The sequence below is a fragment of the Streptomyces sp. NPDC002309 genome, assembly GCF_053593375.1.
Map to the genome: position 1 here is coordinate 1 of NZ_JBSFCI010000081.1, position 11,211 is coordinate 11,211.

Genomic DNA, 11,211 nt, shown 5'->3' on the forward strand with positions numbered 1-11,211 from the left:
GCGCTCTTTCTCTCTTCGTGGGTTATCCCCCCCCTCTCGCCGTTTCCCACCTTGACGTGGGCTGTGGCGCCGCGGGTGCCGGGCACGGTCGACGCCTGACCCCTTTTCCGGTGCGATACGGCTTTCGGGTGCTATTACCGCAGGATCACGGAATCGGCGCGTCGGCGCCCGGCTTTGCCGTATTTCGCATTAATCTCCCGTAACTGTAGAAAGTCGATCTTCCACAGATCGCACCCACTCACTTCACCGGAGATGACATGCGCAAGCTTCGCAAGGTTGCCGTCCTGGTCGCTGCGATCGGCAGCATCGGACTCGTGGGCGGCACCGCCCACGCCGACCAGGGCAAGGGCGGCGACAAGTTCAACATCACGCAGAGCTCGCAGTGCAAGTCGCACGACCTGAACCTTGACCTGCTCGGCCAGGTCGGCCTGCTCAACGGCCTGCTGGGCAACGGGCTCAACGGCGAGGGCAACCCGGGCGCCCAGTCCACCCACATCGGTTCGACGATGGGCTGCAACAACAGCGCCTTCTGAGGTTCTGGCCGGCGCCAAGTCGTCAGTCACTCGATGGTCCCGGCACCCGGCCACAGGGCAGGGCGCCGGGACCACGTGCGTGCGCCCGCAGTCACGCCGGGGAGCCGGAACCTCCCGCGCCCCGAGCGGTACCCCCCGTTCCTTCTGTCACTTCTCGTCAGCCTTCGCAACGGACATTGATCGTCCGCTCTCTCACTCCTCCGGAGATGCCATGCACAAGCTCAGCACCGCCGCCGTCCTCGTCGCCGCGTTCGGGACCATGGGGCTCCTCGCCACGGGTACCGCCCACGCCGGCCAGGGCGGGAACGGAAAGGACGCCTACAGCGTCACCCAGACCACCTCCTGCGGGTCGCACGACCTCAACGTCGACGTCCTGGGCCAGGTCGGCGTCGGCAACGGCCTGGGCGGCAACCTGCTCAACGGCGAGGGCAACCCGGGTGCGCAGCAGACGTCACTGGGCTCGACGATGGGCTGCAACAACGAGGTCGGCCTGTAGCGGCGGTCTCCTGGCCCGTTGTCCCGGACGTCCGGGACAACGGGCCTTTCCGCGTCCGCCGACAGGCCCGCGGTCGACGATCCCTCGGTACACAAGAAGAAATGCCGGGCCGGGATGAATCCCAGTCCGGCATCAGGCCGATGTCTCTCAGAAATTGAAACGCGGCCTCGAACCCTCCGGGATCTTCGCCGTGTTGGAGCAGTCCACAACCGCTCCGGTGTCGGCCGCCTCGGGCTTGTCGCCGAGCAGTTGGTGCTCCCGGAACACCACGTTGGGCCGGTCGACCGTCGTGCACGCCTGCTGCTGCTTGATGATGTGCTCGCCGTTCTTCTCGACATGGGTCTCGCTCTTGCGGATGCAGACGGCGTCCGTAGTGCTGTCGCAGTCGTCTGCGCGCCCGTCTGCGTGTGCGTATCCGGCGCCGACGGAGATCGCGGCGAGACTTCCGACGATCGCCGAGACGGTGGCGAGCTTCCGCGGAGTGAACATGTGCTGCATTCCTTTACGACGCAGGCCCGGGCGCTGGGGCCGATTGACCGGTTGCGCCCGGGCCGAGAAGGGAAAATGATCAAGCTGCGTCTGGTCGTGGTGTCGGATGTACCAGACGGCGAAAGCGCCGCAGCCCGGACGCATACCCTGATGAACAGCTTTGCGTCCGGGCTGCCTTCGCCACGGGTGTCACTCAGCGCATTGTGGAGCGGGCCGAGTTGTCACCGGGCGAGGCCGTAGCGGTGGTGCGATGTGCATCGGCTTCGTCAGAAGGTCGACGCGTGTGCGGCAACCGAGTGGACCAGCCCTCGGAAAGCCCGTTACTCGCCTTCGGTGTGCTGACCCTCGCCGTGCTGGCCGTAGTCCTGCTCGGGCGCGGCCTGGTACTGCTCGGCCGGCGCGGCCTGCGGCTGCATCGCGGGAGCGACCTGGGGCTGCACCGCCGGCGCGGACTGGGGCTGCACCGCGGGCGCGGCCTGGGGCTGCACCGCCGGCGCGACCTTCTGCTCGGCCTGCGGCTGAGCGTAGTAACCGCCCCCGACGGCAAGGGCGGTGGCCGACGAGCTGGCGACGGCGGAGACGGGCACCGAGTTCTCACCCTCACCGGCGAAGCCGACACCGGCACCGAGGACGGACAGACCCGCAACCGCCACGGCTACGACCGCGGCACGCTGAAACTTACGCATAATATGACCCTTTCGTGTCCAGGCGCGACCGCCTGGCTTGACTACCAAGTGTGAGGATATACACACCGTTAGTCACATCTCAGGATCTAGACCCAGGGTGTCGCGTCGGCGGGGTCACCCGGTCTCAACTCAGCAGTCCGGCCGTCTCCAGAGTGGCGTCGGCCTCGTCCGCCGCCCCCGTCGTCGTGGGAGAGCAGGTCACCTTCGGCCCGATCTGCGTCGTTCCGTTACCCCAGGCGGCGGGCAACGTCAGGGGCTGCACCGGCGTACAGGTCTCCTGGTGCGGGATGACACCGTCCTCGGGGACCACGCCCTCGATGTGCTGGCTGCAACTGAGGTTGCCCAGGAGGTCACGGTTGCAGGAACCCGGGCCCCTCCCTTCCCACGCCGCATGGGTGACACCGGTGCAGATCACCACGAGGCCGCCGGCGAGCGCCAAGGCAGCCGCGATCTTCTTGCTGCTGGACATGTGATGCGCTTTCCTTCGTTGGGATGCCCGGTCCGCTCGGACGACGGGCGCGCCGGGCAGGGTGACGGCGCGGAAGTCAGCCGGTGAAGTCGTTGTTGAACTGGCCACAGGTCGTGTCCATGGTGCCGGCGATACCGAGCACGCCGATCGGGACATCGTTCTCGACCACCGTCTGCGGGCTGCACTCCTGGTAGGGGCGGTAGAGGTCGTACACCCTCTGCCCACCGTCCGCCGTGTCGGCGACAGCGGTGCCGGCACCGACGGCGGACAGCCCGCCCGCTGCCGCCACTGCTGCGATCACGACCTGCTGAAGCTTGCGCATGGAACCCTCGGCTCTTCGCTCGTACATCGAGGCTGATTGCCTAACGTGACTGATTGAACGCTATCAGTAATCATGCGGGGCTTTCCACACCGGACATCCCTTCTGGGAGCATTGGCGGACAACGGCACCACATGGGCGAATTGGCCTTATAAGAAGTTGAATTGCGGTTCCGCGGGTGCCGTCACGCATGGTGGAAAGGCGCCGGATACACCGTGGCGCCCGAGGCAACGCACAGGAACGGAGGCGCAGTTGCTTCAGATGAGTGCCGAATCCTCAACTCCCATGTGGTCGCGCCTGGGCACGGAGACGATCAGGTCCCGCAGTCCTTCGACGTACCGCCGCATGTTCTTGTGGGCGACATCGGTGTCCGGGTGGCGGCAGGCGAACCACAACCCCTCGTGCAGCCGGTTGACCCAGGCGCACACCTGGTCCCCGTAGGACACGCGGATCAGTCCGTACGCCCTCCTCTCGGTCCAGCGGGCCGAGCCGGGAATGAGACGGGCGTCGACATACGAGACGATCGAGTACATGTCCGGTGACGTCGGCCGGAAGTCCGTGCCGAGCAACCGCAGTACGCGGGCCAGGGGAATGCGCGCCAGCGACCGGTTGGCCCGCAGCTCGGCGCGGACCGTCTCCAGTGCCCCGTCGAAGTCCCGGGCCGCGGGCACCTCGATGGGGGCCCCACCGACGTACCAGCCCACGGAGTCCGACCACGCGGACTTCAGCCGGGTGTGGAACGGCACGACCGTGCGGTAGACCGGCTGCCCGCCGAGTTCGTGGACGATCAGACTGGTGGCGGCCAGAATCCCCACCAGGCTGCCGCCGTAGGGTCGGCAGTACGTCTCGAACGCGGCGGCGGCGTCCGCGTCGACCAGCGGCTCGCACATGAGTTGCTGGACGGGCAGGGCTTTACCGGGCCGCACGCCGAGGTCGACGGGGAACTCCGGCAGCCTTCCGCCGCATCGCCCGATGAACTCCCGCCAGCGCGCGACGATCGTGTGGGTGTCGTCGATCCCGTCCGCGTTCGCGCGCTCCAGCCGGCAGAAGTCCACGTAGCTCCCGGCAGTCGTGCCGATGCCGGGACGCCCCATGACGTCCGCGACGTACAGCTCGTGGATCTCGTCGGGGATGCGCTGGAGGGAGTAGGCGTCCACATTGGTGTGGTCGAAGGCCAGGTACACGCTGGTCGATTCGTCGCGGACGACCGCCGCGTAGATGAAGTTCGGCCAGCCGAGGGCGTCCGCCGCCCCATCGAATCGGTTCTGCAGGTAGCGGATCAGGGCCTGCGCGTCGGTGAAGTCGCCGACGACCTCGCGGTGCAGCGCCACCTCCTTCTCGGGGAGCGTGAACCGCTGCATGTCGTCGTCGGCCCATCGGAAGCCGCTGCGCAGCGTCTCGTGACGCAGCGTCCAGCCGCGCAACGCCCGTTCCAGGGCGTCGAGGTCGACTCGGCCCGGCAGGTCGAAGGCCGCGCCCAGCCAGGTCGGTACGAACAGTCCGTCCTCGCGCACCGATCGCGCGGTTCTGATGTGCGACTCCTGGATGTATGCCGGCGGCCGCGGATCCGACGGCAGCGCGGCCGCGGCCTCGACGGTCGCCTTGCTGAACGTCCACTCGACGAGCCGTCCGGGCCGGACCTCACAGCGCTGAATGTCAGAAATTCGCACGGTGGCGTCTCCTTCGCAGATGACACCAGCTTGATCAAGGGGGGGCTGTGCGTGCGCGGTGTTGGCTGTGTCGTCGGCTTTTCAGCAGGATGTGTGATGCCTCGAACGATGAAGCGTCACCCTGGGGTTGACCGTCGCTCGGACCTGGAATTCCGGTCGTCGATCAGGGTGCGAAGAGCCGCGTGAGGTGGCGGATCGGGCCCGCCGGCCGGTCGGCGTCCGGCCCGATAGGTGTCCGCCCCGGTTGCCAGCACCGCTTCCGTCCGCGTGCGGTCGGGACACGCTCACGCGTTGCCGGGGTCGCGGGCAGCCACGACGGGGCTCGCCGGGTGGGCGACGAGGGGGTGCCTCTCGCGCGCCGATCGTGGCGGGGCCGTCGGGGTCTGCCGTCACCTCAGCCTCACAGCACTCCGCAGGTCGGAGGGATCAGCGCGCCCGGCGCACGGGCGAGGCGGGCGCCGTGGAACGACCGGAGCCCCCGCCCGTCACCGGGCAGGGGCTCCTCGACGCGGGGAACGGCTCAGCCGGAGCCCACGAACAGCACCAGCAGCAGCCACACCACGGGCGCTGTCGGCAGCAGCGAGTCCAGCCGGTCCATGATCCCGCCATGCCCCGGCAGCAGCGTGCCCATGTCCTTGATGCCGAGGTCGCGCTTGATCATCGACTCGCCGAGGTCACCCAGCGTGGCGCTGGCGGCGACCGCGAGGCCCAGGAGCAGGCCCTGCCACCACGTGCCGTCGTCGATCAGGAACTGCATGCACAGCGCGCCGGCGGCCATCGCGAAGCCGACCGCGCCGAGCAGGCCCTCACGGGTCTTGCCGGGGCTGATGCGCGGGGCGAGCTTGTGCCGTCCGAAGCGCCAGCCGACCGCGTAGGCGCCGGTGTCGCTGACCACGGTGAGCAGCAGGAACATGAAGACCCGCTGCGGACCGTCCTGCGCGGTCAGCATCATCGCGACGAACGTCGCGAGGAACGGCACGTAGAAGGCCGCGAAGACCCCGGCCGTGACGTCCTTGAGATAGCCCTCCGGCGGTTCCGTCATCCGCCAGACCAGTACCGCGAGCGCGGTGAGCGCCATCGCCACCCAGGCGCCCTCGGCACCTCGTACATAACCGGCGACGACCATGGCGGCACCGCCGACCGCGAGCGGCACCAGCGGCGCGTGGATGCCCTTGCGCTCGTCCAGCCGCTTGGTCAGCTCCCACAGCCCCACCACGACGGCCACCGCGACGACCCCGACGAACACCGCCTTGACGATGAACAGGGACGCGACGATCACCGCACCGAGTCCGGCGCCGACCCCTATCGCCGCGCCCAGGTCACGGCCCGCACTCTTCTTCTGCGGTGCGGGTGCCGGCTGAGGGGCGTCGGGCATGGGCTCCGGATTCTGCGGCACCGTGCCGAAGGGCGGCGCCGACGGGCTCTCGTCGCGGAACAAGGGGCCGCCCAGCCGAGCGGCCCCCCGGTCGTCATCCTGGCCTCCGCCGTGTGCGGATACGTCGGGCACGATGGGCATGGGGCGAGTCTGCTGCGCGTCAAGCGCATCGTACGTGGGACCCGCCGGGGCGGCCCCCTGGACAGGCCCCCGGTCGGACGGCCCCCAGTACCCGGCGTGGGGCGGCGCCCCCCAGGGAGAGTCGTTCATCAGACTTCGAGCAGCTCGGCTTCCTTGTGCTTGAGCAGCTCGTCCACCTGGGCGACGTACTTCGCCGTGGTGTCATCGAGCTCCTTCTCGGCACGACGGCCCTCGTCCTCGCCGACCTCGCCGTCCTTGACGAGCTTGTCGATGGCGTCCTTGGTCTTGCGGCGGACGGAGCGGATGGACACCTTGGCGTCCTCGGCCTTGCCCTTGGCGACCTTGATGTAGTCGCGTCGGCGCTCCTCCGTCAGCTCGGGGAACACCACCCGGATGATGTTGCCGTCGTTGCTGGGGTTGACGCCCAGGTCGGAGTCCCGGATCGCCTGCTCGATGTTGCGCAGCGCGCTCTTGTCGAACGGCGTGACGACCGCCATCCGCGGCTCCGGCACGGAGAACGAAGCCAGCTGGTTGATCGGCGTCGGCGCGCCGTAGTAGTCGGCCACGATCTTGTTGAACATCGCCGGGTGCGCACGGCCCGTGCGGATCGCGGCGAAGTCCTCCTTGGCGACCACGACGGCCTTCTCCATCTTCTCCTCGGCTTCGAGGAGGCTCTCTTCGATCACCACTTGCTCCTGCGTGTCTTGAGTAGGCCCGGCTGCGGTTCCTTGGCGGCGGCGGCCGGCTGCGTCGCGTCTTCTTCCTGCACGGTTCCCGACCGGTAGGACATTGTCCATCCCCCGGCCAGGGTCCGTCCGCTCCGTCCCCCGGACAGGTGGCGTCGCGGCGGACGGTGTGGCGGAAAGCGGGTCAGCCCCGGCTGCCCTGCTCACCGACCAGCGTGCCGATCTTCTCACCCTTGACCGCGCGGGCGATATTGCCCTCGGTCAGCAGCTCGAAGACCACGATCGGCAGCTTGTTGTCGCGGCACAGCGTGATGGCGGTCGCGTCGGCCACCTTGAGGTCGCGGGTGATGACCTCGCCGTAGCCCAGCGAGTCGAACTTGACCGCGTCCGGGTTGGTCTTCGGGTCGGAGTCGTAGACCCCGTCCACACCGTTCTTGCCCATCAGCAGGGCCTCGGCGTCGATCTCCAGGGCACGCTGGGCGGCGGTGGTGTCGGTGGAGAAGTACGGCATGCCCATACCGGCGCCGAAGATGACCACGCGGCCCTTCTCCAGGTGCCGCACGGCGCGCAGCGGGATGTACGGCTCGGCGACCTGCCCCATGGTGATGGCCGTCTGCACCCGGCACTGGATGCCCTCCTTCTCCAGGAAGTCCTGGAGGGCGAGGCAGTTCATCACGGTGCCGAGCATGCCCATGTAGTCCGAGCGGGCACGGTCCATGCCGCGCTGCTGGAGCTCGGCGCCGCGGAAGAAGTTGCCGCCGCCGATCACGATGGCGATCTGCGCGCCGTCCCGGACGACGGCCGCGATCTCGCGCGCCATGGCGTGCACCACGTCCGGGTCGACGCCCAGGCCCCCACCACCGGAGAAGGCCTCTCCGGACAGCTTCAGCAGAAACCGGCCGCGTACTTTGCCGTCGTCGCTCTTCTGGGCCTTGCTGGTCATGGGGTTCTCGCCTCTTTTACGGGTTGCACATACGAAGAAGGCCATTGCCGGTGGTGGGTTTCTCTCCCCTACACGGCAATGGCCTCCTCGTCAGATCTGCTGTCGTCCGTCGCGGGCGCCGGCGCGCCGGCCCACGCGTGGCGACGTGGACGACTGCGGTCGACCCTAGCGGCATTCAGCCCTGGGCCGCGCGTCGATCGCGGTACGGACTCAGATGCCGACCTTGATGCGCGTGAAGCGCTTCAGGGTGACACCGGCCTCGTCCAGGACCTTCTGGACCGACTTCTTGTTGTCCAGCGCGTACGGCTGGCCGAGCAGCGTGGCGTCCTTGAAGAAGCCGTTCACGCGACCCTCGACGATCTTGGCGATCGCGGCCTCGGGCTTGCCCTCGGCGCGGGTGGTCTCCTCGGCGATGCGACGCTCGGTCTCGACGACCTCGGCCGGGACGTCCTCCTTGGAGAGGAACTTCGGCGCGAAGGCGGCGATGTGCTGGGCGATACCCTTGGCGACCTCGGCGTTCGGCTTGTCCAGCTCGACGAGGACACCGATCTGCGGCGGCAGGTCGGGCATCGTGCGGTGCATGTACGCGACCACGAAGCCGTCGGAGAACTGCGCGAAGCGGTCGAGGACGATCTTCTCGCCGAGGTTGGCGTTGGCCTCGTCCACGTACGCCTGGACGGTCTTGCCGGCCTCGATCTCGGAGGCGAGCAGGGCCTCCAGGTCGGCCGGGGAGGTCTTGGCGACGTGCTCGGCGAGGGCGCGGGCGACGGCCTGGAACTTCTCGCCCTTGGCGACGAAGTCCGTCTCGCACTTCAGCTCGACGAGGACGCCGGTGGAGTTGTCGTCGGCGATGATGGAGACCACGGCGCCGTTCTCGGCGGAGCGGCCCTCACGCTTGGCGACGCCCTTCTGGCCCTTGATGCGCAGCGCCTCGACAGCCTTGTCGACGCTGCCGTCGGCCTCGTCCAGGGCCTTCTTGCAGTCCATCATGCCGGCGCCGGTGAGCTCACGGAGCTTCTTGACGTCGGCGGCGGTGTAGTTCGCCATGAGTCTGTGAATCTTTCTCGAAGTCTGGAAGATCGAAGATCTACGGGTTCATACGCCTGCGGGTGCTGCGGGTTCTACGGTCCACTTGTAGATCCAGACCCTGGACGTACCCGTGACCTACGGGTGAACGGCGGGAGCGGACTGCGTGTCACCGCTCCCGCCGTCACACCGACGGGTCAGGCCTGCTCGGCGTCCGCGGCCGGAGCCTCGGCGGCGGGAGCCTCGGGGGCGACCTCGGCGGCCGGCGCCTCGGGGGCGACCTCGGCGGCCGGCGCCTCGGGGGCGGCCTCGGCAGCCGGAGCCTCTTCCTCGGAGTCGGCCTTCTTCTCGCCCTCGAGCAGGTCGCGCTCCCACTCGGCCAGCGGCTCGCCCGCGGCCTTCTCGCCCTTGCCCTCACCGGCACCACCGGAGCGGGCGATCAGGCCCTCGGCGACGGCGTCGGCGATCACGCGGGTGAGCAGGGTGACGGAGCGGATCGCGTCGTCGTTGCCCGGGATCTTGTAGTCGACCTCGTCCGGGTCACAGTTGGTGTCGAGGATGGCGACGACCGGGATGTTCAGCTTCCGGGCCTCGCCGACCGCGATGTGCTCCTTCTTGGTGTCCACGATCCAGACGGCGCTGGGCACCTTCTGCATCTCGCGGATACCACCGAGGGTCTTCTCCAGCTTGGCCTTCTCGCGCGAGAGCACGAGAAGCTCCTTCTTGGTCAGACCGGAGGCGGCGACGTCCTCGAAGTCGATCTGCTCGAGCTCCTTGAGGCGCTGCAGACGCTTGTAGACGGTCGAGAAGTTGGTGAGCATGCCGCCCAGCCAGCGCTGGTTGACGAAGGGCATACCGACGCGGGTCGCCTGCTCGGCGATGGCCTCCTGCGCCTGCTTCTTCGTGCCGACGAACATGACCGTGCCGCCGTGGGCGACGGTCTCCTTGACGAACTCGTAGGCGCGGTCGATGTACGACAGCGACTGGAGCAGGTCGATGATGTAGATGCCGTTGCGCTCCGTGAAGATGAAGCGCTTCATCTTCGGGTTCCAACGACGGGTCTGGTGACCGAAGTGGACGCCGCTTTCCAGCAGCTCCCGCATCGTGACGACGGCCATGGCCGTTCTCCTCATGTTGCTCGGTTGTGCCGCGGAGGCCGGACGGCTCCCGCGCCTGACGCCCGCATGCGCCGTGCCACAAGGGACCGAGGGGCGCTGATACGACCGTTTCCGGCCTGGTATCGGGGCGTGCGAAGTCGACCCGGTGACCCGGATCGCCATCAGAAGTGTACGGGACCGCCGACCCCCCGGGTGACGCCGCTGTCCACAACCCGGCAGTACTCCACAGGCCGGGGTGCCGACGGTGGTCGATGCGGGACGGTTCGTCCCATGCGAACGAAGCGACGCGCACGAGCGATCTGGGTCTTCTTGCTGGTCCTGACGGCTGCGGCGCCGGCCGACGCGGCGGCCCCGCCGCCGGCCACGGCTGCCGGTTCCATGGCTCCGGCACCCGCCGATTCGGGGGTACCGGTGCCGCGGACTCCGGGGTCACTGGCTCCGGACGCTTCGGAGGCACCCGGGCCTGGCACTCCAGAGGCACCGGTTACGGACGCTTCGGGGATATCGACCCCGGACGCTTCAGAGGCACCGGTTGCGGACGCTTCACCGGGGCCGACCCCCGACGCTTCGGGGGGACCGGCCCCGGGCACTGCGGGGGGACCGGCCCCGGGCGCTCCAGAGGCACCCGTTCCGGATCTGAACGCCTCTGTTCCGGTGATCGGTCGCAGCTGGCCCGTGGGGGTCCGCCCGCCGATCCTGCGGGGCTGGGAACCTCCGGCGACCCGCTACAGCAGCGGCCACCGCGGGGTGGACCTCCAGGCCCCGCCGGGAACGCCGGTTCGGGCCGTCGCGCCGGGCCGGGTCTTCTACGCGGGCAGGGTGGCCGGAAAGGGGGTGGTCTCCCTGGACCTCACAGGAACCGGCGACCCGCCCCTGCGCACGACCTACCAGCCGGTCCACGCCTCCGTACGCGAGGGCGAGGAGGTCGCCGCGGGTGAGGTGATCGGCGCGACGGAGGCGTCCGGTTCCCACTGCGGCACGCCGTGCCTCCACTGGGGCCTGCGAAGAGGCGGGACGTACGTGGACCCCCTGTCGCTGCTGCCACCGTGGTTGCTGCGAAGGGGGCCGTCACGCCTGCTGCCGGTGCTCGGGGTACCGCTCCCGGAGTGACCGCTCCTGGTGCCCGGGCACCAGGCACAGGCGCACCGGGGGCTCCAGGCACCCGGGGCTCCAGGCACCCGGGGCTCCAGGCACCCGGGGCTCCAGGCACCCGGGGCTCCAGGCACCCGGGGCTCCGAGTCGTCGCCGGGCCGGCGACGA

At 69.0% G+C, this 11,211-nt stretch carries 13 protein-coding genes; 3 read left to right on the forward strand and 10 right to left on the reverse strand.

The genetic code is table 11. The annotated features are described in order from the left end of the window. Positions 1–257: 257 nt before the first annotated feature. Both ACWCPM_RS34020 and ACWCPM_RS34025 read left to right on the forward strand, forming a co-directional pair. Entirely contained in the window at positions 258–533 is a 276-nt protein-coding gene (locus ACWCPM_RS34020; RefSeq protein ID WP_450980135.1) for a hypothetical protein, read from the forward strand. A gap of 211 nt (positions 534–744) precedes the next feature. Next, positions 745–1,029, forward strand: a complete 285-nt coding sequence (locus tag ACWCPM_RS34025; protein WP_450980136.1) for a hypothetical protein — start codon at positions 745–747, stop codon at positions 1,027–1,029. A 147-nt stretch (positions 1,030–1,176) separates the two neighbouring features. Here the strand turns inward: ACWCPM_RS34025 and ACWCPM_RS34030 are convergent, their stop codons facing one another. The 10 genes from ACWCPM_RS34030 to rpsB all read right to left on the reverse strand — a co-directional run bounded on the left by ACWCPM_RS34030 (position 1,177) and on the right by rpsB (position 9,951). Further along, positions 1,177–1,518 carry a hypothetical protein gene (locus ACWCPM_RS34030; protein ID WP_450980137.1) on the reverse strand — a complete coding sequence of 114 codons (342 nt, stop codon included), beginning with the start codon at positions 1,516–1,518 and terminating at the stop codon, positions 1,177–1,179. A 320-nt stretch (positions 1,519–1,838) separates the two neighbouring features. Then, positions 1,839–2,204 carry a hypothetical protein gene (locus tag ACWCPM_RS34035; RefSeq protein ID WP_450980138.1) on the reverse strand — a complete coding sequence of 122 codons (366 nt, stop codon included), beginning with the start codon at positions 2,202–2,204 and terminating at the stop codon, positions 1,839–1,841. A gap of 124 nt (positions 2,205–2,328) precedes the next feature. After that, positions 2,329–2,673, reverse strand: coding sequence for a hypothetical protein (locus tag ACWCPM_RS34040; protein WP_450980139.1), 345 nt, complete (start codon positions 2,671–2,673; stop codon positions 2,329–2,331). Positions 2,674–2,749: 76 nt separating this feature from the next. After that, entirely contained in the window at positions 2,750–2,995 is a 246-nt protein-coding gene (locus ACWCPM_RS34045; protein WP_450980140.1) for a hypothetical protein, read from the reverse strand. 254 nt (positions 2,996–3,249) lie between these two features. Next, positions 3,250–4,662: a condensation domain-containing protein gene (locus tag ACWCPM_RS34050; RefSeq protein WP_450980141.1), complete on the reverse strand. Its 1,413-nt coding sequence runs from the start codon at positions 4,660–4,662 to the stop codon at positions 3,250–3,252. 520 nt (positions 4,663–5,182) lie between these two features. Further along, positions 5,183–6,307: a phosphatidate cytidylyltransferase gene (locus tag ACWCPM_RS34055; RefSeq protein WP_450980142.1), complete on the reverse strand. Its 1,125-nt coding sequence runs from the start codon at positions 6,305–6,307 to the stop codon at positions 5,183–5,185. Next, complete coding sequence (gene frr / locus ACWCPM_RS34060) at positions 6,307–6,864, reverse strand: ribosome recycling factor (protein WP_450980143.1); 558 nt, start codon at positions 6,862–6,864, stop codon at positions 6,307–6,309. Before frr ends, ACWCPM_RS34055 begins: the two co-directional genes overlap by 1 nt. 184 nt (positions 6,865–7,048) lie before the next feature. Beyond that, the gene (gene pyrH, locus ACWCPM_RS34065) at positions 7,049–7,807 is read right to left on the reverse strand and encodes a UMP kinase (protein ID WP_450980144.1); all 759 of its coding nucleotides are present in this window, start codon (positions 7,805–7,807) and stop codon (positions 7,049–7,051) included. A gap of 210 nt (positions 7,808–8,017) precedes the next feature. Beyond that, positions 8,018–8,854 (reverse strand): translation elongation factor Ts, encoded by an 837-nt coding sequence (gene tsf, locus ACWCPM_RS34070; RefSeq protein WP_450980145.1) that lies wholly within the window; start codon positions 8,852–8,854, stop codon positions 8,018–8,020. Between the two features lie 176 nt (positions 8,855–9,030). Beyond that, positions 9,031–9,951: a 30S ribosomal protein S2 gene (gene rpsB / locus ACWCPM_RS34075; protein ID WP_450980146.1), complete on the reverse strand. Its 921-nt coding sequence runs from the start codon at positions 9,949–9,951 to the stop codon at positions 9,031–9,033. A 654-nt stretch (positions 9,952–10,605) separates the two neighbouring features. Between rpsB and ACWCPM_RS34080 the strand changes: the two genes are divergently transcribed. After that, positions 10,606–11,061: a murein hydrolase activator EnvC family protein gene (locus ACWCPM_RS34080; protein WP_450980147.1), complete on the forward strand. Its 456-nt coding sequence runs from the start codon at positions 10,606–10,608 to the stop codon at positions 11,059–11,061. Positions 11,062–11,211 lie beyond the last annotated feature (150 nt).